This is a genomic window from Streptomyces sp. B6B3 (assembly GCF_039871525.1).
Lineage (GTDB): Bacteria > Actinomycetota > Actinomycetes > Streptomycetales > Streptomycetaceae > Streptomyces.
Genome location: NZ_JBDPLU010000020.1, coordinates 13,637 through 35,150 on the forward strand (window position 1 = coordinate 13,637; position 21,514 = coordinate 35,150).

Annotated in this window: 19 protein-coding genes; 9 read left to right on the forward strand and 10 right to left on the reverse strand. The window is 72.5% G+C overall.

Annotated elements, in window-relative coordinates:
• Positions 1 to 81: 81 nt before the first annotated feature.
• The gene (locus tag ABGB06_RS31005; RefSeq protein ID WP_347595767.1) at positions 82 to 1,671 is read right to left on the reverse strand and encodes a methylmalonyl-CoA mutase family protein; all 1,590 of its coding nucleotides are present in this window, start codon (positions 1,669 to 1,671) and stop codon (positions 82 to 84) included.
• 378 nt (positions 1,672 to 2,049) lie between these two features.
• A complete protein-coding gene (locus ABGB06_RS31010) occupies positions 2,050 to 2,619 on the reverse strand; it encodes an RNA polymerase sigma factor (protein WP_347595770.1) in 570 nt (189 codons plus the stop codon).
• 442 nt (positions 2,620 to 3,061) lie between these two features.
• On the opposite strand from ABGB06_RS31010, the gene ABGB06_RS31015 reads away from it, so the two are divergent.
• Complete coding sequence (locus tag ABGB06_RS31015; protein WP_347595773.1) at positions 3,062 to 4,429, forward strand: FAD-linked oxidase C-terminal domain-containing protein; 1,368 nt, start codon at positions 3,062 to 3,064, stop codon at positions 4,427 to 4,429.
• A gap of 255 nt (positions 4,430 to 4,684) precedes the next feature.
• Here ABGB06_RS31015 and ABGB06_RS31020 read toward each other — a convergent pair whose 3' ends face one another.
• From ABGB06_RS31020 to ABGB06_RS31030, 3 genes are all read right to left on the reverse strand, one after another.
• Complete coding sequence (locus tag ABGB06_RS31020) at positions 4,685 to 6,331, reverse strand: ABC transporter substrate-binding protein (RefSeq protein ID WP_347595776.1); 1,647 nt, start codon at positions 6,329 to 6,331, stop codon at positions 4,685 to 4,687.
• 237 nt (positions 6,332 to 6,568) lie between these two features.
• Positions 6,569 to 7,105 (reverse strand): carboxypeptidase-like regulatory domain-containing protein, encoded by a 537-nt coding sequence (locus ABGB06_RS31025; RefSeq protein ID WP_347595779.1) that lies wholly within the window; start codon positions 7,103 to 7,105, stop codon positions 6,569 to 6,571.
• 137 nt (positions 7,106 to 7,242) lie between these two features.
• A complete protein-coding gene (locus tag ABGB06_RS31030; RefSeq protein WP_347595782.1) occupies positions 7,243 to 8,787 on the reverse strand; it encodes a metallophosphoesterase in 1,545 nt (514 codons plus the stop codon).
• Between the two features lie 187 nt (positions 8,788 to 8,974).
• Between ABGB06_RS31030 and ABGB06_RS31035 the strand changes: the two genes are divergently transcribed.
• Positions 8,975 to 10,549, forward strand: a complete 1,575-nt coding sequence (locus ABGB06_RS31035) for a D-alanyl-D-alanine carboxypeptidase (protein ID WP_347595785.1) — start codon at positions 8,975 to 8,977, stop codon at positions 10,547 to 10,549.
• A 13-nt stretch (positions 10,550 to 10,562) separates the two neighbouring features.
• On the opposite strand, the gene ABGB06_RS31040 is transcribed toward ABGB06_RS31035, so the two are convergent.
• The 3 genes from ABGB06_RS31040 to trpS all read right to left on the reverse strand — a co-directional run bounded on the left by ABGB06_RS31040 (position 10,563) and on the right by trpS (position 13,531).
• On the reverse strand, positions 10,563 to 11,486 hold the full coding sequence (locus ABGB06_RS31040; protein ID WP_347595788.1) for a YihY/virulence factor BrkB family protein: 924 nt from the start codon (positions 11,484 to 11,486) through the stop codon (positions 10,563 to 10,565).
• 111 nt (positions 11,487 to 11,597) lie between these two features.
• Positions 11,598 to 12,182, reverse strand: coding sequence for a 2'-5' RNA ligase family protein (locus tag ABGB06_RS31045; RefSeq protein WP_347595791.1), 585 nt, complete (start codon positions 12,180 to 12,182; stop codon positions 11,598 to 11,600).
• 326 nt (positions 12,183 to 12,508) lie between these two features.
• Entirely contained in the window at positions 12,509 to 13,531 is a 1,023-nt protein-coding gene (gene trpS / locus ABGB06_RS31050) for a tryptophan--tRNA ligase (RefSeq protein ID WP_347595794.1), read from the reverse strand.
• A gap of 555 nt (positions 13,532 to 14,086) precedes the next feature.
• Between trpS and ABGB06_RS31055 the strand changes: the two genes are divergently transcribed.
• The 4 genes from ABGB06_RS31055 (at position 14,087) to ABGB06_RS31070 (ending at position 18,101) form a co-directional block, all read left to right on the forward strand.
• Entirely contained in the window at positions 14,087 to 14,977 is an 891-nt protein-coding gene (locus ABGB06_RS31055; protein WP_347595797.1) for a peptidoglycan-binding protein, read from the forward strand.
• Positions 14,967 to 15,947, forward strand: a complete 981-nt coding sequence (locus ABGB06_RS31060) for a helix-turn-helix domain-containing protein (RefSeq protein WP_347595800.1) — start codon at positions 14,967 to 14,969, stop codon at positions 15,945 to 15,947. Before ABGB06_RS31055 ends, ABGB06_RS31060 begins: the two co-directional genes overlap by 11 nt.
• Positions 15,948 to 16,146: 199 nt before the next feature.
• Positions 16,147 to 17,136 carry a malate dehydrogenase gene (locus tag ABGB06_RS31065; protein WP_347595803.1) on the forward strand — a complete coding sequence of 330 codons (990 nt, stop codon included), beginning with the start codon at positions 16,147 to 16,149 and terminating at the stop codon, positions 17,134 to 17,136.
• A gap of 50 nt (positions 17,137 to 17,186) precedes the next feature.
• Positions 17,187 to 18,101 (forward strand): glycine betaine ABC transporter substrate-binding protein, encoded by a 915-nt coding sequence (locus ABGB06_RS31070; RefSeq protein WP_347595806.1) that lies wholly within the window; start codon positions 17,187 to 17,189, stop codon positions 18,099 to 18,101.
• Between the two features lie 45 nt (positions 18,102 to 18,146).
• Here ABGB06_RS31070 and ABGB06_RS31075 read toward each other — a convergent pair whose 3' ends face one another.
• Both ABGB06_RS31075 and ABGB06_RS31080 read right to left on the reverse strand, forming a co-directional pair.
• The gene (locus tag ABGB06_RS31075) at positions 18,147 to 18,527 is read right to left on the reverse strand and encodes a DUF3017 domain-containing protein (protein ID WP_347595809.1); all 381 of its coding nucleotides are present in this window, start codon (positions 18,525 to 18,527) and stop codon (positions 18,147 to 18,149) included.
• Between the two features lie 20 nt (positions 18,528 to 18,547).
• Positions 18,548 to 19,423: a bifunctional methylenetetrahydrofolate dehydrogenase/methenyltetrahydrofolate cyclohydrolase gene (locus tag ABGB06_RS31080; RefSeq protein WP_347595812.1), complete on the reverse strand. Its 876-nt coding sequence runs from the start codon at positions 19,421 to 19,423 to the stop codon at positions 18,548 to 18,550.
• A gap of 228 nt (positions 19,424 to 19,651) precedes the next feature.
• On the opposite strand from ABGB06_RS31080, the gene ABGB06_RS31085 reads away from it, so the two are divergent.
• The 3 genes from ABGB06_RS31085 to ABGB06_RS31095 all read left to right on the forward strand — a co-directional run bounded on the left by ABGB06_RS31085 (position 19,652) and on the right by ABGB06_RS31095 (position 21,464).
• Positions 19,652 to 20,410: an HNH endonuclease family protein gene (locus ABGB06_RS31085; RefSeq protein WP_347595815.1), complete on the forward strand. Its 759-nt coding sequence runs from the start codon at positions 19,652 to 19,654 to the stop codon at positions 20,408 to 20,410.
• Positions 20,411 to 20,535: 125 nt separating this feature from the next.
• On the forward strand, positions 20,536 to 20,796 hold the full coding sequence (locus ABGB06_RS31090; protein ID WP_347595818.1) for a hypothetical protein: 261 nt from the start codon (positions 20,536 to 20,538) through the stop codon (positions 20,794 to 20,796).
• Positions 20,797 to 20,906: 110 nt separating this feature from the next.
• Positions 20,907 to 21,464 (forward strand): dihydrofolate reductase family protein, encoded by a 558-nt coding sequence (locus tag ABGB06_RS31095; RefSeq protein ID WP_347595821.1) that lies wholly within the window; start codon positions 20,907 to 20,909, stop codon positions 21,462 to 21,464.
• Positions 21,465 to 21,514: the final 50 nt, after the last annotated feature.

The following is a 21,514-nucleotide window of genomic DNA, read 5'->3' on the forward strand; positions in this document are numbered from 1 at the left end:
CACGTAGACGTCGTGGGGCAGCCATGTCGCGTTCATGGACTGCCCGCGCCGGCAGGGTGTTTGCGCGCGCATTCGGCGTATTCAGAAGGTTTCGGACGGCACGTAGCTGCCCCACACCTCGCGCAGCGCGTGACACACCTCACCGACCGTCGCACGCGCCCTGAGCGCCCGCTTCATCGGATGGAGCACGTTCTCCCGCTCGTCGCCGGCGGCGCGGCGCAGCGCGTCGAGCGCCGCCCGGACCTCCGCGGCGTCCCGCTCGGCGCGGAGCCGGGTCAGCCGGCGCACCTGCTGCTCCTCGATCGCCGGATCGACCCGCAGCGGCTGGTAGGGCTCGTCGTCGGGCGAGCTGTACTGGAAGCGGTTGACGCCGACCACGACCCGCTCGCCCGACTCGGTCTGCTGCGCCACCCGGTACGCGCTGCGTTCGATCTCCGCCTTCTGGAAGCTCTGCTCGATCGCGCTCACCGCGCCGCCCCGCTCCGCGACCCGGTCCATCAGCTCGACGGCGGCCGCCTCGACGTCGTCGGTCATCGCCTCGATGGCGTAGGAACCGGCGAACGGGTCGACCGTGGCCGTGACGTCCGTCTCGTGGGCCAGCACCTGCTGGGTGCGCAGGGCCAGCCGGGCGGCGGCGTCGGTGGGCAGCGCTATGGCCTCGTCGTAGGCGTTGGTGTGCAGCGACTGGGTGCCACCGAGGACCGCGCCGAGCGCCTGGACCGCCACCCGCACCAGGTTCACCTCGGGCTGCTGGGCGGTCAGCTGCACCCCCGCGGTCTGGGTGTGGAACCGGAACATCAGCGACTTCGGATTCCGGGCGCCGAACTCCTCACGCATCACCCGGGCCCAGATGCGGCGGGCGGCCCGGAACTTGGCGATCTCCTCCAGGAGCGTGGTCCGCGCCACCAGGAAGAAGGAGAGCCGGGGCGCGAAGTCGTCCACCTCCATGCCGGCGGAGAGCGCGGTGCGCACGTACTCGATGCCGTTGGCCAGGGTGAAGGCGATCTCCTGCGCCGGCGTGGCTCCCGCCTCCGCCATGTGGTAGCCGGAGATCGAGATGGTGTTCCAGCGGGGCAGCTCGGTCCGGCAGTACCGGAAGATGTCCGCGACGAGCCGCAGTGAGGGCTTCGGCGGAAAGATGTAGGTGCCGCGCGCGATGTACTCCTTGAGCACGTCGTTCTGCACGGTGCCGGTCAACCGGTCCGCCTTTATCCCCTGTTCCTCGGCGACCAGTTGGTAGAGGAGGAGCAGCAACGCGGCCGGCGCGTTGATCGTCATCGAGGTGGAGACCTGGTCGAGGGGGATGCCGTCGAAGAGGACCCGCATGTCCTCGATGGAGTCGATGGCGACGCCCACCTTGCCGACCTCGCCGTGCGCCAGCGGGGCGTCGGAGTCGTGCCCCATCTGGGTGGGCAGGTCGAACGCGACGGACAGGCCGGTGCTGCCGTGCTCGATCAGCCGCCGGTACCGGGCGTTGGACTCGACGGCGGTGCCGAAGCCGGCGTACTGCCGCATGGTCCACGGGCGGCCGGTGTACATCGTGGGATAGACGCCACGGGTGTATGGATACTCCCCCGGGACGCCCAGCCGTTCGGCCGCGTCCCAGTCCTTCAACGACTCCGGACCGTAGACGGGATCGATCGGTGTCCCGGACTCGGACTCGCGCGCCATGGTTCGGTGCCCTCCGCCCTCTCGGCCGTTTCGGCCCGCGTGCGGCCCCGTTGCCACACGCCTCGCCACGGACTGTAGCGACGGCGATCCGGCAGGTGGGAGTAGAAATGGCTGAGAGGTGCCTCACAGCGGCCTGGTTGACGGCCGTTCGAGTGAGGGGTCGAATGCGGGTTCGGACGGGGGACGGCCGCACGGCAGGGCCGTCCGCTGGTCAGGGTGCGCGGGCGGGGCTAGGGGGAATGCCGCCCCGCCCGCGCCTTGGGCATCCCTGAGGTACGGGGGGGACCTCGGGGGGCCCGACAGGCCGATGACCAGTCGGCCTGTCTCTTACTGCGCCGGAGGGCGGGTTTCCGTTACAACCCCCGGCACATGCCCCGGCTATAGGCCCCTCTCCGGCGGATCCTCGACCAACTGGGCCAGCCGCCGCAGCCCGCGGTGGTTGGCGACGCGCACCGCGCCCGGGCGGCAGCCCAGAAGCGTCGCCGCGCGCCGGGCGTCCAACCCCAGCACCGTGCGGAGCACCACTGCACCGGCCTGCTCCTGGGGGAGCCGACTCACCAGATGGAACGCCCGGGAGGTCGCCAGCGCCGCGATCGCCTCCTCGGCGGTGTCGTCGGCGCCCGGCAGGTCGGCCAGCGCCGTCTCGTCCACGTGGGCCTCCTGCGGCCGCCGGCCGCGGGCCCGGAGGTGGTCGAGCGCCCGGTTGCGGGCGATCCGCGTGGTCCAGCCGCGGAACCGGTCGGCGTCGCCGCTGAACCGGGCGAGATCCCGCGATATGTGCAGCCACGCCTCCGCGGTGACGTCCTCGGCGTCCCGCTCGGCGACCATGGTGCGGACGTAGCCCAGGAGCCGCGGGTGGACGGCCCTGAAGACCCGGGAGAACGCGATCTGGTCCCCCTCCTGCGCCGCGTGCACAGCGGCGGTGAGCTCACTGTCTGCCCCCTGCACTCTCCCCGACCCCCCTTTGCGGCTGGCGCCGCCTCCTTACAGCAGAGACTTACAGCGGAGATGGTGACGGTGTGTCCTACGTGCCTGAACGCTACGCGTCACCCGCGACTCAAGTCCATGGCGCATCCGGACGTATCCGCTCAGTAACGTATTCAGGTCGCACAGCGCTGTAGGGAGTGCGGGCCCGAGCCCCGTCGGGCTCGCACAGGCGGCAGCCGGGGTCACTCCTGTGGGGGGTGGCGGCCCTGGCTGCTCGCCCCAAACTCCCCCGCGGGACCCCGCATCCGGCCGTGCATCCGCATTCCCTCGCCCGCATGCCTCCCCTCCCGCCGGACACCCCCGGACCGTGCGCGGCGGGCGTGCCGGACCATGGCGGTTGGCCGCCCGTCCGGGAACAACCTCGTCCCTAGGCACGACCAACGCCAAGTGCGAAGCTGCCGTTATGAGCACTCTTGCCACGAAGCTGCGCGAAGGGCTGCCCGATGAGGCAGTTCTGACCGATCCGGACATCACCGCCTCCTACGCACACGACATGGCCAGCTTCTGCCCCGCCGGCACGCCCGCGGTGGTGGTGCTGCCCCGCGACGTCGAGCAGGTGCGGCACGTGATGCGTACCGCGACCGAGTTGCGCGTGCCCGTGGTGCCGCAGGGCGCCAGAAGCGGCCTGTCCGGGGCGGCCAACGCGACCGACGGCTGCGTGGTGCTCTCGCTGCTGCGGATGGACAACATCGTGGAGATCGACCCGGTGAACCGCTTCGCGGTGGTGGAGCCCGGCGTGATCAACGCCGACCTGGCCAAGGCGGTGGCGGCGCACGGCCTCGCGTACCCGCCCGACCCGTCCAGCTGGGAACAGTGCACGATCGGCGGCAACATCGGCACCGGCTCCGGCGGCCTGTGCTGCGTGAAGTACGGGGTGACGGCCGAGTACGTGCTCGGCCTCGACGTGGTGCTGGCCGACGGGCGGCTGTTGCGCACCGGGCGGCGCACCGCCAAGGGCGTCGCCGGCTACGACCTGACCCGCCTCTTCGTCGGCTCCGAGGGCACGTTGGGCGTCGTGGTGGGCGCGGTGCTCGCGCTGAAGCCGGCGCCGCCGCCACGGCTCGTGCTGGCCGCCGAGTTCGGCTCGGCGACCGCCGCGGGCGAGGCCGTGGCCCGGATCATGGCGGAGGGGCACACGCCGTCGTTGCTGGAGCTGATGGACACCACCACGATCGCGGCGGTCAACCGGCTGACCAGGATGGGCCTGCCGGAATCCACCCGGGCGCTGCTGCTCGCCGCCTTCGACACCGCCGACCCGGCGGCCGACCTGGCCGCGGTGGGCGAGCTGTGCCGAGACACGGGCGCCACCGAGGTGGTGCCCGCCGCCGACGACGCCGAGTCGGAGATGCTGCTGGCCGCCCGGCGGTCCTCGCTCAGCGCGTTGGAGGCGGTGAAGGGCACGACGATGATCGACGACGTGTGTGTGCCGCGCAGCAGGCTGGCCGAGCTGCTCGACGGCGTCGAGGCGATCGCCGACCGGCACCGGCTGACCATCGGCGTCGTGGCGCACGCCGGCGACGGCAACACGCATCCGACGGTGTGCTTCGACTCCTCCGACCCGGACGAGTCCGGCAGGGCCCGGGCCTCGTTCGACGAGATCATGGCGCTCGGGCTGGAGCTCGGCGGCACCATCACCGGAGAGCACGGCGTCGGGGTGCTGAAGCGCGAGTGGCTGGCCCGCGAGCTCGGCCCCGACAGCCTGGAGCTGCAACGCGGTATCAGGCGGGTCTTCGACCCGCTGGGCATCCTCAACCCGGGCAAGGTGCTCTGAGAGGTTCCTCGGAGAGAAGGACTCTCGGGCAGGCACCCCAGCCCGCAACGGCTACAGGTTGCCCGAGAGGCACTCCGCGTCCTCCGGGGGAACTACAGCCGGTACAGCTCCCACAAGCGCCAGATGCCGCTGTCCCCGAGTTGCCCGACAGAGACCCCGCGCCCCCCGAGGCAACTACAACCGGTACAGCTCCCACAAGCGCCAGATATCCCCGTCCCCGAGTTGCCCGACAGACACCCCGCACCCCCGAGGCAACTACAACCGGTACAGCTCCCACAAGCGCCAGATGCCGCTGTTGTCGGAGAGGTACTCGGCGCCGGCGATGGAGTCGTCGCTGATGGTGATGTGCTTGGCCTGCCAGATGGGGATGATCGGGGCGTCCTCGGCGGCCAGCTCGTTGATGGTCTCGAAGTCCCTCGCCGCCCGGGCGCGGTCGGCCTCGGCCTGGGTGCCGTCGAGCAGCTCGTTGATGGCCGGCTCGCTGTAGCCGGTGGCCAGGCCGTCCGCGGGCCCGAGGAGGTCGACGAACGTGCCGGGGTCGGGGTAGTCGGGCACCCAGCCGATGAGGTACGCGTCGAAGCTGCGCTCGCCGAAGATGGTCGGGATGAACTCCTGCGACCAGTCGTGGTAGTCGATCGTCACGTCGAACAGCCCGTTGGCCTCCAGCTGCGCCTCGATCAGCTCCGCCTCCTCGTGGCTGGCGGCGCCCCGCGAGTACGCGAGCTCGAACTTCACCGGGACCTCCAGGCCCGCGTCGACCAGCTGCTGGCGCATCTCCTCCGGATCGATCTCCTGCGCGTCGTAGGCGTCGTAGTACGGGGTGCTGGCGCCGGCGAAGCCAACGGGTATCAGCGAGTACAGGGGGTCGACGGTGCCGTGCTGGATGTGCCGGGCGATGGCCTCGCGGTCCAGTTCGGCGGCGACGGCCCGGCGGGCCGCCGGGTCGGACATGGCCATGCCCGGGTCGGTGTTGAAGGCCATCACCCGGATGTCGCCGCCCGCCGACTCGTGGACGCGCTCGTCTCCCCCGCCGGGGCCGATGTTCTCCATCACCTCCGGCGGCATGTCGCCCGCGTTCACGTCGAGCTCGCCCTGCTCCCATGCCTCGGCGAGCTTGTCGTCGGCCCGCCCGCCGTCGTCGGACTCGACGAAGTACCGGACGGTGACCGGGTGCTGCGGGATCTGGGCGGCGCCGACGTAGGTCGGGTTGGGCTCCAGCTCGGCCTGCTCGTTGGGCTCGAACTCGGTCAGCAGGAAGGGCCCGGAGCCGACGACCTCGCCGTCCGTGCGCGGTTCGTGCTCCTCGTAGCTGGCGTCGTTCACGATGGCGCCGACGGGGCTGGCCACGACGAAGGGGAAGGTCGCGTTCGGCTTGGACAGCTCGAAGATGATGTCCTGGCCGTCGACCCGGACGGCCTCCAGGGTGTCCAGCAGCGAGGCCGGGCCCGCGTACTGGAACTTCTCGTCCTCCGGGATGCTGTCGTCCGCCGCCTCGCGCTCCGCCCGGTCCGCCATCGCCAGGATGCGTTCGTAGGAGAACTGGACGTCCTGCGGGGTGACCTGGTCACCATTGCTGAACCTCAGGCCCGCGCGGAGGGTGCAGCGGTAGACGGTGAGCTGGTTGTCGGTGAACTGGCAGGAGCTGGCCGCGTCCGGCGCCGGCGCCTCCTGCCCCGGCACGATGGTCAGCAGGGACTGGTAGAGGTTGCTCACCAGGGCCCAGCCGCCGGCGTCGTAGGTGCCGGCCGGGTCCACCATGGTGGGCGCCACGGTCGTGCCGACGACGATCGGCTCGTCCTCGGCGTCCTCCGACGCCATCAGCATCCATCCGCCGATCGCGCCGACGATCAGCACCGCGGCCAGCACGATGCCTATGACCCCTCTGGCCCGGATCCCTCGCACGCCCGTGCCCCTTCGCAGAAGACAGTTAGACACGCCGGGGGTCAGCCAACCACACGGGGCTTCCCTGACGCATCAGCCCCCAGTCGGAACCCGTGTCACACATCTCCCCTGACGCACCAGCGCCCGCTCCCGTGCGCGGTCCCGGGGTGGGGTGGCCGGATCGCGGGCGGGGTTGGAGGTTGGAGGTTGGAGGTTGGGGGTTGGGGTGGGTGTGGCGGGCGGTGGGGGACGCCCGCGTCAGGGTGCGACGGTGCCGGGTACGTCGATCCGGAACTCCACCTCGACGGGCCGGCCGGTGAGCTGCACGGCCACCCGCACCGTCCCGAGCTGCGGGGAGAAGGCGACCAGCAGGTACTCGCCGTGGCTGGGGGCGGCGAGGGAGAACGCCCCGTCCTCGCCGCTCCGGGTCTTGGCCAGGCGCCGCCCGCCGTCCGATCCGGTCAGGGTGACCAACGCCCGGGGCAGCGCCACCCCCAGCGAGTCGCGCACCCGCCCCCTGATGGTCAGGGCCGCCGCCCCGTCCACGACCGCGTCCACCATCCCGTCGGCCGCCTCGTCGACCACGGCGGCCGCATCGTCCAACGCGTCGGCCGCCTCGTCAGCCGGGGGGTCGGCCGTGCCGCCAGCAGCAGAGTCGGCGGTGCCGCCAACGGGGAAGCCAACAGTGCCGCCGACCGTGCCGTCGACAGTGCCGGCCACTCCGTCGCCGGTCGGGCCGGCGGACACCGTCTCCGCCGCATCCCCGCCCGCACCGTGCGAGAGAGGGTCACTCATACCCCACGCTCCTTCGCCACCACGTTCCGTTCCCGTCACGCTGTCAGGTTGTTCCCTGAACGTTATCTAGGACACCGGAAGCGGCCAGGAAGTTGACTCGCGGGGACGGCTGAGACGAAACTCGCACAATCCGCCGGTCAGGCCTCCGGCGAGGCGAGGGAGATGACCGTGATGTCCGGATCTGCGCCCACCCGGACGGGCGGACCCCAGGCGCCGGCTCCCCGGGTGACGTACAGCTGGGTCTCGCCGTGCCGCTCCAGACCGGCCAGCGTCGGGTTGCTCAGCGCGGCGAGGTAGGTGATCGGCCACATCTGGCCGCCGTGGGTGTGCCCGGACAGCTGGAGGTCCACGCCGTAGTCCATGGCGTCCTCGACCTGCGCCGGCTGGTGCGCCATCAGCACGGAGGTGCGTTGCGGGTCGCGGTCGCCGAGCGCCGCCTCGAAGTCGGGGCCGCCGTGGTCGGTGCCCTCGCCCTCCAGATCGTTGACGCCGGCGAGGTCGAAGTAGGGCAGCTCGCGGCGCTCGTTCTCCAGCGGCACCAGGCCGAGCTCCCGCAGGTAGGCCAGCCACGCGTGCGGGTCCTGGAAGTACTCGTGGTTCCCGGTGACGAAGAAGCGGCCGTCGGGCGCGGACAGCTCGGCCAGCGGGGCGGCGGCGGAGCGCAGATCGTCCACGTCGGCGTCGACCAGGTCGCCGACGACGGTGATCAGGTCGGGCTGGGTGGCGTTCAGGGCGTCCACCACCCGGCGGCAGTGCGAGCCGCCGGCTATCGGGCCGAGATGGATGTCGCTGGCCACCGCGATCCGGTAACCGTGCGCGGCACGCGGCAGGTTCGGCAGTTGCACGGTGACGTGCTTGGTGGTCAACTGCCGGGCGGCGTAGGAGCCGTAGCCCACGGTCCCGACGGAGATCGCCGCCGCGCCGACCGCGATGCCCCGGGCCACGAAACGCCGCCGGCTCAGCTCGGCCGCCGCGGCGGCCGCGGATTCGGGGTCGGAGTCGGAGTCGGAGGGGGCAGCGGCCGCGTCTCCCTCCGAGGTACCGGGCGGTGGCGTGCTCCCGCCGTCGGCCGTGGTCGTCGCGTCACCGGTCGCGTCCGGCGTCTTCGCGTCACGGCCGGCCGTCAGCGCGGGCGGATCGGCGACGGCGGTCGCGGCGGCCGCGGGCGCGTCGGTGTCGGCCCCGGAGTCGGCGAGGGCGCTCATCGCCGTGGCACCGGCCGGCAGTGCCGCCCCCGAGGCGGCGCCGGCCCGCGCGCCCACCGGCTCACGATCGCGGGTGGGGTCGGCCTTCGGCGCGCCGGTGGGGGTCAGCGGCGGCCGCGCGCCGGAGCGTTGGGTGGCGTCGCCGCCCGCCCCACCGGCCCTGGCCCGGAGCCAGCGCAGGGCGAACGGGCGCAGCACCTCGCCCACCAGCAGGCTGAGCAGCAGGTACAGCAGACAGGCGATCCAGTAGTAGCCGGGCCAGCCCACCACCTGCCGTGCGCCGAAGGGCATGCCGAGTTCGCTGCCGAGCATGGTCGTCACTGCCGTCAGCGGCATGACCACGGCCATTACCGTGCCCACTCGCCAGTACCAACCTCCGCGCTGCGAGACATCCCGAACGAGACGTTTCCACAGGTAGTAGTGCACACCGCCCAGGGCCCCGAGGACCACGACGGCGAACACGATGGTGGGGGGCATGGGTCTCCCTTCTGCGACCTGGGGTTCAGTATGGAACACGCGTGTCCGCCGTCCGATGCGGGTTCCTCACCGGTTTGGGCCGCCCGCTGGCCCGAACTCCGGTGTGGCCGGGTAAGTTCACGGTGTGTCGATCAGTCGCTCGTCCTCTTGTCGCACCCGTGCTCGCGTGTTGCTGTGTGCTCTGGCCGTGGCCCCACCCGCGTTGCTGGCGATCGGCCTCGCGCCGGCCGCCCCGGCGCAGGCGCAGGCGGCGCGCCCCGCGGAGCCGCCCTCGGAGATGTCGGAGGTCGGCGGCGAGCTGCTCGGCCGCTCCGGCACCCAGGTGCTGCCCGACGCCGACGCCCCGGAACTGCCCGAGGAGCTCTCGGCCAGGGCCTGGATCGTGGCCGACGCGGAGAGCGGCGAGGTGCTGGCGGCGCACAACGCGCACTGGCCGCTGGCGCCCGCCAGCACGCTGAAGATGCTGTTCGCGGACACGCTGCTGCCCAAGTTCGCCAGCGACGAGGTGTACCGGGCCCGGCCCGAGGACTTCGCCGAACTCGGTGCCGGCGCCAGTGCGGTGGGCATCGACGACGGCCGGACGTACACCGTCGACGACCTGTGGAACGGCGTGTTCCTCGCCTCGGGCGGCGACGCCGTGTACGCGCTGACCGCGATGAACGGCGGCACGGAGGCGACCGTCGCGGAGATGAACGCGCGGGCCGAGGAGCTGCAGGCGCTGGACACCCACGTCGTCAACCCGGACGGCTACGACGCCGACGGCCAGGTCTCCTCGGCGTACGACCTCACGCTGATCGCCCGCGCCGGCATGCAGAACCCCGACTTCCGCGACTACGCCGCGACCCCGACCGCCGACTTCCCCGGCGCCGGCAGGGGGGAGAACCGGGAGACCTACGAGATCCAGAACACCAACCGGCTGCTGGTCGGCGACTTCGGCCTGGAGGCGTACGACGGCATCGCCGGGATCAAGAACGGCTACACCTCCGACGCGGGCCACACCTTCACCGGGGTCGCGGAGCGCGGCGGCCAGGTGCTGCTGGTCACCTGTCTGGACCCGCGCGGTGACAGCCTGGAGGTCTACCGGGAGACCGCGGCGCTGTTCGACTGGGGCTTCGAGGCGTCGGGCCGGGTGGATCCGGTCGGCACGCTGGTGCCGCCGCTGAGCGAGGTCGAGGACCCGGAGGGCTCGGAAGGCGCGGCGGGCGCGGCGGGCGCGGACCAGGGGCAGGGCAACCAGAACGGCGAGGACGCGCCCGAGGGCCAGCAGGACGGCACGGAGCAGGATGCCTCGCTGGACGGCGCGTCGGCGTCCGAGAACGGCGAGGGGGTGGGTGCCGGCACGGTGCTGGCCTTCACGCTCGCCGGTCTCGCGGTACTGGCCGCGGCGGCGTTCGTGTTCCACCGCCGCCACCCCCTGCCGCTGACCCGCGGCGGACGCCCGCCGGGCGCCACGGACGGCGGGGGCGGCGCTGGTTCGACGCCTTTCGCGGCCTGGCTGACACGAGCGGCTCAGGCGGCCCGCCCACGCGGCCAGAACCGGCGAGCCAGCCAGGCAGGCGGTCAGACAGGCGGCAAGGCAGGCGGCCAGACAGACGACCAGGACGGCCGGGCAGACGGTCAGGAAGGCCAGACAGACGACCAGGACGGCCGGGACCGGCGAGACCGTCAGGCCAGCCAGACAGACGACCAGGCCAGCCGGGCAGACGGTCAGGGCGACCAGGAACGGCTGGACCGGCGGAAGGGCTCCTCGGAGGAGCCGTGACGGCGGGGCTGGCTCACTCCGTGCCGTCGAGGGCGTCGACTCGGGGCCGTTCCCGGGAGGGGACCGCCGTGGCGGTCCAGGCGCAGCAGACCAGCAGCAGCCTGGCCACCAGGTTGATCCAGATCAGCAGCGCGATGGGCGCGCCGAAGGCGCCGTAGAAGCTCCGTGCGGCGACGCCGGTCAGGTAGCCGCCGAGCAGCGCCTTCAGCAGTTCGAATCCGACGGCGCCCAGCACGCAGGCCGTGATGACCGTGCCGCGCGGCGGCCGCACGCCGGGCAGCCAGACCAGCAGGTACACCAGCACCAGGAAGGTGGCGACGACCGCCAGCAGGTAAGCGGCGGTCTGCAGCAGCACCGCGCCGACGCCGTCCCGGGTCACCCCCACCCAGCTGGTGGCCCCGTAGACGACGGTCATCGCCAGCGCCGAGGAGCCGAGCGAGAACAACGTCACCGCGCCCACCCCGGCCAGCACACCGAGGTCGCGCAGCCGGCGCAGCAGGACGTTCTCCTCGGGGTCCGGAAGGTCCCACAGCGTCCGCAGACAACCGCGCATCGCGTCCACCCAGCCGAGGCCGGTGGGCAGCACCAGGACCAGGGCGACCAGGCCGACGGTTTCGGAGTTCTCGAAGAGTTCGGCGAGGTTCAGCTCATCCGAGATGCCCGGCACCTGGTCGGCGAACCAGCGGCGCACCTCGGCCAGCTGCTCGGTGGTGAGCAGCGCGGCGCCCCAGGCGGCGGTCAGGGCGAGGGCGGGGAAGAGGGCGATGAAGCTGGTGAACGTGATGGCCGCGGCGAGCCGCTCCCACTTGCGGTCCTCCAGATGCTGGTAGAGCACCCCGGGACGGCTGCGCTGGAACCGTTCGACGCCCCGCCGCCCGGACGCGATCACCTGGGGCACCCGGATCAGTCGGCCCAGCCGTCCGCCCCAGCCCAGCACACGTCTCCATGGCTCCGCCCGCACCCGCTCACCCTAGAGGCGCCGGCCCCGCCCCGCCCGCCGAGAGGGCGCGCCTGAGGCGCACGGGACCGATGGCGGCCGACGGGGTGGTTACGCGGCCTCCGGCGCCGGCTCCCGAGCCGCGGCCGCCGGGGCGGCGCGGTGAGTCGCGTCCGACGCGAAGCGGAACTCCCGCTGCAGGGCCCACGCACCCGCCGGGTTTTGTTCGTAGAGGGCGAAGCCGCCGACGGTCCAGGCCGCCTCGTAGTCGGCGAGCGACGTCTGTGCCGCGTCCATCGCCTCCTCGGCGATGCCGTGCGCGACGGTGACGTGCGGGTGGTACGGGAACTGCAGGTCGCGGGCGAGTGGTCCGGACGGATCCCGCATCCGCTCCTGGAGCCAGCCGCAGGCCGAGCCGCCCTCGACCACCTGGACGAAGACCACGGGTGAGAGCGGCCGGAAGGTGTCCGTGCCGTAGAGCCGCATGGGGAACGGGCGGCCGGCGGCGGCGATGGCCGCCAGGTGCTCCTCGATCGCGGGGCGGTCGACCGGTTCGATCTCGGTCGGGGGCAGCAGCGTGACGTGCGTGGGAATCACGGCGGCGGCGGCGTCGCCGAAGCCGAAGCGATAGTGCTGCAGCAACGTGCCGTGCGGCTCGGGTACGGCGATGGACACGCCCAGCGTGACGCTCCCCACAGGTCATCTACCTCCTCGTTCGTGATCACCTTCGTGGTCAGCCCGGTCGGTCGGGTCGGTCGTGGTCGTCGTCTTCGTCTGTCGGCCGGCCGCGGACGGCCGGGTTGTGCCGGTCGCGTGGCGGCCGTGTGCCGGCGGTGTGCCGGTTCCTCGCGGATCGGGCCGCGTCGTGTCCCGGCTGTCAGTGTGCCGCCACCTCCGCGCCATGGCGAGCATCCCTCGGCACCCGCTTCGCCGCGTGGCGGCATGACGACACCGCGCGACCCACCCCTGGCCCCACGAACACGGGCCGGAAGTGGGTCGTCGCCGGTCGGCGGCCGGACGCGCTATCGAGGGGGGAGGAAGCCGACCCTCTCGTAGACCGCCTCCAGGGTCCGGGTCGCGACCTCGCGGGCCTTGGCCGCGCCCCTGGCCAGCGTCGCGTCCAGCTCGGCCGGATCGTCCAGGTACTCCAGGGTGCGGGTGCGGAACGGCTGGACCCAGTCGGTGAAGACCTCGGCCAGCTCCGTCTTGAGGGCGCCGTACAGCTGACCGGCGAACTTCTCCTCCAGCCGCGCGACACTCTCGCCGGACAGCGCCGAGTAGACGTCCAGCAGGTTGCTGACGCCGGGCTTGGCCTCCGGGTCGTAGCGGATCACGGTGTCCGTGTCGGTGACCGCGCTCCGGAACTTCTTCGCCGAGACCCTGGGCTCGTCCATCAGCCAGACGATGCCCTTGGGCGAGGAGGCCGACTTGCTCATCTTGATCGCCGGGTCCTGCAGGTCCCCGATCCGCGCCGCCTCCTTGAGGATGTACGCGGCGGGCAGCGTGAACGTGTCGCCGTACCGACCGTTGAACCGCTGGGCGAGGTCCCGGGTCAGCTCGATGTGCTGGCGCTGGTCCTCGCCGACCGGGACCTGGTCGGTCTGGTAGAGCAGGATGTCGGCCGCCTGCAGCACCGGGTAGGTGAAGAGGCCCACCGTGGTGCCCTCGGCGCCCTGCTTCGCCGACTTGTCCTTGAACTGCGTCATCCGCGCCGCCTCGCCGAAGCCGGTGAGGCAGTTCATCACCCAGGCCAGCTGCGAGTGCTCGGGTACGTGGCTCTGCACGAAGAGGGTGCAGCGCTCCGGGTCGAGGCCGGCGCCCAGCAGCTGCGCGGCGGCCAGCCGGGTGGCGTCCCGGAGCTCCTTCGGGTCCTGCGCGATGGTGATCGCGTGCAGGTCGACGACCGAGTAGACCGCGTCGTGTGTCTCCTGCAGCGCCACCCACTGGCGGACGGCGCCCAGGTAGTTGCCGAGGTGGAAGGACCCGGCGGTGGGCTGGATGCCGGAGAACACGCGGGGTCGTTGGGTCGGACGTTCGGAGGCCATGTGGGCCATTCTCTCAGGTCTCTCAGGTTCCCCGAGGCGCCCGGGGAGCCCGGCTCGTGCCCCGCGGTTGTCCGGCTCGTCTTCGCGGTGTTGTCCGGGTTGTCCGGCTGCCCTTCCCGGTCCGTCCCCACCCCCGTGCGGGACGGACCGGGACGCTCTGCGGTACGTGGAGCCTGCGGTACAGGGGGTGGGGGGACGGGGTGCGCGGTCCGTGGGGGGACGGTGTTCGTGGGGAGCGGCGGCGAGAGGAGTGGGGCTCGCGCCGCCGCCCGTCGTACGTCACCCATCGTGGGGATCCGATCCCGGACACGCCATAGTGCCTGGCCGGTCGGGGACAATGTGGGACGCGGATCGATCTGACCTGGCAGGACGTCAGCCGGGATGAGACGATCGCGGGACGACGGACGTGGCCGGAAGAGGTGAGTCCGGGACGCGGCCGGGAACCGCCGGGCTTCCGGCGGTCATTGCACGAGTAGGACGGTGTCACGAGATGCCCGTGGGATGTTCACGAGCATCAGCGGGATGGTACGGCCGGACTCGGACGTGGGTGGGAACATGTCGCGCTGGAAGACCCTGCCGGAATCGCTGGATCCAGGGGTACGACGACTCGTCGTGCGGATGCGCCAGTTAAAGGACCGCAGCGGGCTCAGCCTGGCCGCGTTGGCGGCCAAGACGGCCTCCAGCAGATCCTCCTGGGAGCGCTATCTGAACGGCAAGGCGGTGCCGCCGCCACAGGCCGTCGAGGCGCTGGCCCGGGTGTCGGGCACGGATCCGGCGCCGCTGCTCGCCCTGTGGGAGGTGGCCACCCGGGTGCCCGACCCGTCAGACCAGACGTCGGGCGAGGCGTCAGGCGCGGCGTCGGGCGCGGCGTTGGGCGAGACGGCCGCGCCGAGCGGCACGAGGAGCGGTACGACGGGTGGTGAACCCGGTGGCGGAGCCGGTCCCGAGCCGGCCAGCCGCGCGGAGGGGCCGGCGGACGAACACGGCCGGCGGCTCGGCAGGGCGTCGCTGGTGTCCGCGCTCGCGGTGGTGCTCATCGCGGCGGCCACCGCCCTGCTCGCCGTGCGGCCGTGGGAGTCCCCGGAGGGGAGCGCGTCCGAGGACGCCTCCACGTCGGCGTCGGAGCAGCGGACGGAGCCGGACACGCCGCAGTCGACGGGGGCGTCGCCGACCACGTATCCCTGCCAGTTCCACGTGTACGAGGACAGCAGGTACGCCGGCCACAGCACCACCCAGGACGCCGAGTTCGGGGTCGGCTCGAACGGCGAGCCGATCGCCGAGGTGCAGTGCCTGGTGCGGTTCCACGGCTTCGATCCGGGGCCCATCGACGGGATATACGGGCCGCTGACCACGGAGGCGGTGGAGGCGTTCCAGCGTTCCGTGGGTCTGCCCGCCGACGGCCTGGTGGGCCCGATGACCTGGCAGGCGTTGCGCGATGTCTCCTGACGGCCGGGCCCGGACGCCCGAGGTCAGCCACCTGCTCGACCAGTTGCGGAAGGCCAAGGCGCGCTCGGGGCTGAGCTTCGCCGCGCTGGGGGCGCGCACCGACTACAGCAAGTCGTCCTGGGAGCGCTACCTCAACGGCAAGGCGCTGCCGCCGCGCCAGGCCGTGGCGGCGCTGGCCCGGCTGGCCGACATGCCGCCGACCCGGCTGCTCGCCCTGTGGGACCTCGCGGACCGCGCGTGGAGCGGCCGCGACGGCTACCCCAGCGTGCCCCCCGACGTGCCCGGATCCGTTCCCCCGGGTCCGGGTCCGGGTCTGGGTCCTGGCCCGGATCCGAGCCCGGACCTGGCCGCGACGCGCGTCGCCGTCCGGCCCGACGCCTCCCCCGCCGGCCCGGACCCGTCGGGCACCACCCCCGACGCCGCACCCGACGCGCCCACCGAACCCGGCGCGCTCGTGCCGGGTGGTGTACGCCGCCGGTGGCTGGGCCGGGCGGAGTGGGTCGCCGGGGGCGCGGCGCTGGGGCTGATGGTCGCCGTCGCCGTCTGGGCCACGGGGAGTGCCGGGGACGACCGCGGGGACCCGGCGGCGGATCCGACGCCGACCGTGGTCTCCGGGCCCTGTCACGGCACGAGCTGCACCGGGCGGGACTCCGACACGGGCGAGACGGGATGCTGGATGGACGCGGCGACGCACGCGACCCGGGAGATCGAGGGCCGCACCGCGGAGTTGCGGGTGAGCGGGACCTGCGCGGCGGCGTGGGCCCGGCTGGTGGAGCCCCGCGCCGGTGACGAGCTGTGGATCGAGGCCGGCGACCGGCGGCAGTCGGTCCAGGCCAGCGCCGCCAACCGCTACCTGCTGACGATGATGCTCGGCATCGAGCGCCCCGCCGAGGCCCGCGTCTGCTTCGCCCTCGCCGACGGCACCGCGGGCTGCACCACCTGGGGCAGCCAGAACGCCCTGCCCCGGTAATGCAGGGCTGCCACCTGAGGCGGCGCGGGCAACCTGCCGGCGACCCCGAGCTCCGGTTGCGTGGTGCCCGGCCGGCGCACGCCGGGCGGGAACGCCGGGGTGACCGGTTTCGCGCGGCGGGTCCGGGATAGCCTGGCGCGGCAGCCGTTCGCCTGCCAAACCGTTCCGCGTGCCGCGTTCCGCCAGGAGGTCGCCCGTCATGCCCCGCACTCCCGTCACCGTCACCGTCACCGGCGCGGCCGGTCAGATCGGCTACGCGCTGCTGTTCCGCATCGCCTCGGGACAGCTGCTCGGCGCCGACGTGCCGGTCCGCCTGCGCCTGCTGGAGATCACCCCCGCGCTGTCCGCCGCCGAGGGCACCGCCATGGAGCTCGACGACTGCGCGTTCCCGCTGCTGGCCGACATCGACATCACCGACGAGCCGAACACCGCCTTCGACGGCGCGAACATCGCGCTGCTGGTCGGCGCCCGCCCCCGCACCAAGGGCATGGAGCGCGGCGACCTGCTGGAGGCCAACGGCGGCATCTTCAAGCCGCAGGGCAAGGCGATCAACGACCACGCCGCGGACGACGTGCGCGTCCTGGTGGTGGGCAACCCGGCGAACACCAACGCGCTGATCGCCCGCTCCGCCGCGCCCGACGTGCCGGCCGAGCGGTTCACCGCGATGACCCGGCTCGACCACAACCGCGCGCTGACCCAGCTGGCCAAGCGCACCGGCGTCCCGGTGTCCGAGATCCGCCGGCTCACCATCTGGGGCAACCACTCCGCCACCCAGTACCCGGACATCTTCCACGCCGAGGTCGCGGGCCGGAACGCCGCGGAGGCCGTCAACGACGAGAAGTGGCTGGCCGACGAGTTCATCCCGACCGTGGCCAAGCGCGGCGCCGCCATCATCGAGGCGCGCGGCGCCTCCTCGGCCGCCTCCGCCGCCAACGCCGCCGTGGACCACGTGTACACCTGGGTCACCGGCACCGCGGACGACGACTGGACCTCGATGGCCGTGCCCTCCGACGGCTCCTACGGCGTCCCCGAGGGCCTGATCTCGTCCTTCCCCGTCACCTGTGCGAACGGCGCGTACGAGATCGTCCAGGGCCTGGAGATCAACGACTTCTCCCGGACCCGCATCGACGCCTCGGTGCGGGAGCTCGGGGAGGAGCGCGAAGCCGTGCGCGGACTGGGTCTGGTCTGACAGAGTCCTTCCGTCAGGTTTCGCCCCGTCCTCGCGAAGGACCACTCGCCATGGGCCGTCTCTCCCGCCGTACCCTCCGCACCGCCGCGGCCGTGCTGTGTCTCGTCCCGGTCAGCGCCTGTGGCCTGCTCGGCACCGCCGACGGCGACGAGTCGCAGGACTACCAGCAGCTCGTCATCGCCATGCCCGACTGGACGGGCGGGCAGGCCACCGCGGCCATGGCGGCGCACGTGCTGGAGTACGAGTTCGGTCTCACCGTCACGCTGTGGGACTGCGGGCAGGAGACGGCCTGGGACAAGCTCGGCACCGGCGGGGTGCACGCGATCATGGAGGACTGGGGCGCGCTGCCGGACCGCCGGCAGCTGTACGTGGAGGAGAAGAAGAACGTCACGGACGCCGGCGCGCTCGGCATCACCGGGCACGCCGGCTGGTACGTGACGGGGGACTACGCGGACGCCCACCCCGACGTGCTGCGGGCGGAGAACCTCGACACGTTCGCGAGCGACCTCGGGGGCGAGCTGCTGCACGCCGACCCGTACTACGCCACCTGGGACGAGGAGATCATCGACGACCTCGGCCTGGACTACCGGCCGGTGGCGGTGGGCAGTGAGGACGCCCTGGCCGAACGGCTGGTCGAGGCGGACCGGCGCGGCGAGCCGTTGCTCACATACCTGTGGCAGCCGCACTGGCTGAACACGGAGGTGGACCTCGCCGAGGTCGAGGTGCCCGGCGACCGCTATCCCGACATCGAGCTGCGGAAGTACCTCAACGCGTACTTCTCGGAGCACGGCGGCGCGGCCGCGGAGTTCCTGCGGACCTTCAGCTGGACCGCGGCGGACCAGAACGCGGTCGCCAGGCTGATCGCCGAGGACGGGTACACGCCACGCGCCGCGGCCGAGCGCTGGGCCACCAACCACCCCGACCGCGTCGCGGAGTGGCTCCCCGAGGAGGCGGAGGAGGAGTGAGCCCGGAGGGCCCGCCGACCACTCCCCCCTGCTTCGGCTGCCCGGCTAACCGGCCGAGAACCTGAGTACTTCCCGGAAGAAGGGGACCTCGATCCAGGGGTCGGGCTGGGCCATCATCGTCAGCACCGCGATCGCGGTGCCCAGGATCGCGTAGGTCAACACGTCGGTGAGCCGGGAGCGGACGGCCAGCATGCCGACCGCCGGGAGCCAGCCGCGCAGCACCGCGCCGCCCAGCAGGGCGCAGCCGATCAGCAGCAGGCCGATGCGGAAGTTCGCCAGGGTGACCAGCAGCCCGACCAGCGTCGTGCCCAGCACGGCCAGCAGCGGCCACTGCCGGATCGGCGCGGGGGCGCTGCCGGAGGCGGTGCGCCGGCCGCCCTCGGGGCGCGCGGTGCCGCGCGTCGGGTAGTCGTCGGATACCGGCACGGTGCCTCCCTTCAACGCGTTCACACCCCGGCCGGGTCCGCGGCGTCCGCCGCGCGCTCGGCGGCCTCCACCACGTTCTGCAACAGCATCGCGCGGGTCATCGGCCCGACGCCACCCGGGTTCGGCGACACCCAGCCGGCGACCTCGACGACGCCCGGGTGCAGGTCGCCGACGATCTTGCCGTTCTCGTCGCGGCTGACGCCGACGTCGAGCAGGGCCGCGCCCGGCTTCACGTCCTCCGGCTTGACCAGATGCGGCACCCCGGCCGCCGCGACCACGATGTCGGCCCGGCGCAGGTGCCCCGCCATGTCGCGGGTGCCGGTGTGCACCTGGGTCACGGTGGCGTTCTCGCTGCGGCGGGTGAGCAGCAGCGGCAGGGAGCGGCCCACGGTGATGCCGCGCCCGACCACGACGACGTCCGCGCCGTTGAGCTCCACCTCGTGGCGGCGGAGCAGCGTGATGATGCCGTTCGGCGTGCACGGCAGCGGCGCCGCCTCGTTCAGCACCAGCCTGCCGAGGTTCACCGGGTGCAGGCCGTCCGCGTCCTTGGCGGGGTCGATCAGCTCCAGCACCCGGTTGGCGTCGATGCCGCGGGGCAGCGGCAGCTGTACCAGGTAGCCGGTGCAGGCCGGGTCCTCGTTCAACTCGCGCACCACGGCCTCGATGTCCTGCTGGCTCGCGGTCGCCGGCAGCTCCCGTTGGATCGAGGCGATGCCCACGGCGGCGCAGTCGCGGTGCTTGCCCGCCACGTACTTCTGGCTGCCCACGTCCTCGCCGACCAGCAGCGTCCCGAGTCCGGGCCGGTGCCCGCGCTCGGTGAGGGCGGCGACCCGGCCGGTGAGGTCCGACTTGATCGCGGCCGCGGCCGCCTTGCCATCGAGAGTCTGCGCAGTCATGCCCCCATCCTCCCGGATGCCCCCCGCCGTGAGCCAATCCGCCCCCGGAGTGGGCGGTGGGGGATGCACGGGGCGGTGACACCGGCGCGTCCGGGTAAGTCAGCTCATAGACAATGCCGTCCAACGCTCCGCCGCGCGCCCGCGCGCCGCCCACGGAGAGTCATGGATATATCACTTTGGGGTAAACGATTCGTCAGGTGATCCCCACACCGGAACGGGAGGTACCTGATGGCACGCCGCCGCATCCCGGTGCTGATCGCACCGCTGAGCGCGTTGGTCCTGTTGCTCGGCTGCACCGAGGGCACGGAGACCGACGACGGCTCCCGCGAGCAGGACGGCGGAGCGGAGCAGCCCGAGGACAACGAGGACACCGAGGAGACCGAGGGAAGCCAGGAGACGCCCGAGGACGGGAGCGCGGAGGACGGGAGCGCGGAGGAGTCGGTGACGGCCCCGAACGTCCCGGACGCCGAGACCGCGCGGGCCGAGCTTGCGGAGCTCACGGTCGCGGAGGAGGGCTCGATGACGGACTACGAGCGCGACCTCTTCCCGCACTGGACCGAGGACGGGGAGTGCTCCACCCGCGAGACGGTGCTGGAGCGCGACGGCACGGACGTCACGGTCGGCAGCGACTGCTACCCCGAGTCCGGCGAGTGGCACAGCCCGTACGACGACATGGTGGTCACGGATCCCTCCGAGGTGGACATCGACCACATGGTCCCGCTCGCCGAGGCGTGGCGCTCCGGCGCGAGCGAGTGGACCACCGACGAGCGCGAGGCGTTCGCCAACGACCTGGAGTACCCGGAACTGTTGGCCGCCAGCGCGGACTCCAACAGTTCCAAGGGTGACCAGGACCCGGCCGACTGGCAGCCGATCGAGAGCTTCCACTGCGTCTACAGCCGGATGTGGATCCGCGCCAAGCACCACTGGGAACTGACCCTCGACGAGGACGAGAAGGCGGCCCTCGAGGAGATGCTCGGCACCTGCTGAACGCGCTGCGCGCGCCCGATGCTCAGCCCGCCAACAACCCGGCTGATGCACTGGAACGACCGGCATGCACGCGCGCCCGATGCTGAACCCGCCAACAGAGCGGCCGATGTGCTGGAATGTCCGGCATGAACACCCTTGAGGACAAGCGCACGGAGTTCACCGCGCCCCGTGGCGGCGTGATGACCAAGGAGGTCGGCGTCATCACCGGCGAGTTGGAGTTGCACACCAACGCCGAGCCGGACGGCACGCTGGTCCTGCGGGTCCGCTACGCGGGCGCGGCCGAGTGGTACACGGTGGCGGGCGGACCGTTCCGGCTGCACGATCCCCGCGACCACGAGGTGCTCCACGAGGTGCTGGTGAACCTCCTGCACCGCCCCCAGCCCTGAGCCGGAGGAGTCCCGGCGATGATTTCCCACCCACCCAGCAGTCCTACCATCCGACAAGTGATGGACTGAGTAACCGAATGGCGGGCTAGCTGGGACAGGTGAGAGCAGCCATGGGCAGGATTGTCTACTCGATGTTCGCGTCGCTCGACGGCTTCGTCGAGGACGCGGACGGCGGCATCGGGTTCTCCGCGCCGGACGAGGAGTTGCACCGGCTCGCGAACGAGCAGGCCAGACAGACGGCCGTCTTCCTCTTCGGACGCCGCATGTTCGAGGTGATGGAGGAGCCGTGGACGGTGGCGGCCCGCCGGGACGACGTGCCGGAGGTCGAGGCGGAGTTCGCCCGCGCCTACGTCGACACGCCGCGCGTGGTCTTCTCGGACACGCTGGAGCGCGTGCCCGAGGGCGTGCGGCTGGTGCGGAGCGCGGACGCCGTGGCGGAGGCCGAGCGGCTGAAGGAGACGACCGACGGGATCCTCAGCGTCGGCGGCCCGGGACTGGCCGCCTCGCTGTTCCCGCTGATCGACGAGTTCCGGCTCTTCGTGCTGCCGGTGCTGGTCGGCGGCGGCAAACCGTTCTTCCCGCAGGGCCGGTCGCTTCCCCTGGTCCTGACCGACGACCGCCGTTTCGCCTCGGGCACGATGTACCTCCGGTACGAGCGCCGGCGCTGACCCCAGGGCCGACCCGGCCGAGCCCGGCAGGACCCGGGCTCGGCGGGGCC

What these genes read in the sequence shown, in the direction of transcription:
- ABGB06_RS31055 (WP_347595797.1), top strand. Translation starts at nt 14,087, where the DNA reads ATGTCGCGCTGGAAGACCCTGCCGGAATCGCTGGATCCAGGGGTACGA.
- ABGB06_RS31065 (WP_347595803.1), top strand. Translation starts at nt 16,147, where the DNA reads ATGCCCCGCACTCCCGTCACCGTCACCGTCACCGGCGCGGCCGGTCAG.
- ABGB06_RS31080 (WP_347595812.1), bottom strand. Translation starts at nt 19,423, where the DNA reads ATGACTGCGCAGACTCTCGATGGCAAGGCGGCCGCGGCCGCGATCAAG.
- ABGB06_RS31015 (WP_347595773.1), top strand. Translation starts at nt 3,062, where the DNA reads ATGAGCACTCTTGCCACGAAGCTGCGCGAAGGGCTGCCCGATGAGGCA.
- ABGB06_RS31005 (WP_347595767.1), bottom strand. Translation starts at nt 1,671, where the DNA reads ATGGCGCGCGAGTCCGAGTCCGGGACACCGATCGATCCCGTCTACGGT.
- ABGB06_RS31085 (WP_347595815.1), top strand. Translation starts at nt 19,652, where the DNA reads ATGGCACGCCGCCGCATCCCGGTGCTGATCGCACCGCTGAGCGCGTTG.
- ABGB06_RS31095 (WP_347595821.1), top strand. Translation starts at nt 20,907, where the DNA reads ATGGGCAGGATTGTCTACTCGATGTTCGCGTCGCTCGACGGCTTCGTC.
- trpS (WP_347595794.1), bottom strand. Translation starts at nt 13,531, where the DNA reads ATGGCCTCCGAACGTCCGACCCAACGACCCCGCGTGTTCTCCGGCATC.
- ABGB06_RS31060 (WP_347595800.1), top strand. Translation starts at nt 14,967, where the DNA reads ATGTCTCCTGACGGCCGGGCCCGGACGCCCGAGGTCAGCCACCTGCTC.
- ABGB06_RS31090 (WP_347595818.1), top strand. Translation starts at nt 20,536, where the DNA reads ATGAACACCCTTGAGGACAAGCGCACGGAGTTCACCGCGCCCCGTGGC.
- ABGB06_RS31025 (WP_347595779.1), bottom strand. Translation starts at nt 7,105, where the DNA reads ATGAGTGACCCTCTCTCGCACGGTGCGGGCGGGGATGCGGCGGAGACG.
- ABGB06_RS31030 (WP_347595782.1), bottom strand. Translation starts at nt 8,787, where the DNA reads ATGCCCCCCACCATCGTGTTCGCCGTCGTGGTCCTCGGGGCCCTGGGC.
- ABGB06_RS31070 (WP_347595806.1), top strand. Translation starts at nt 17,187, where the DNA reads ATGGGCCGTCTCTCCCGCCGTACCCTCCGCACCGCCGCGGCCGTGCTG.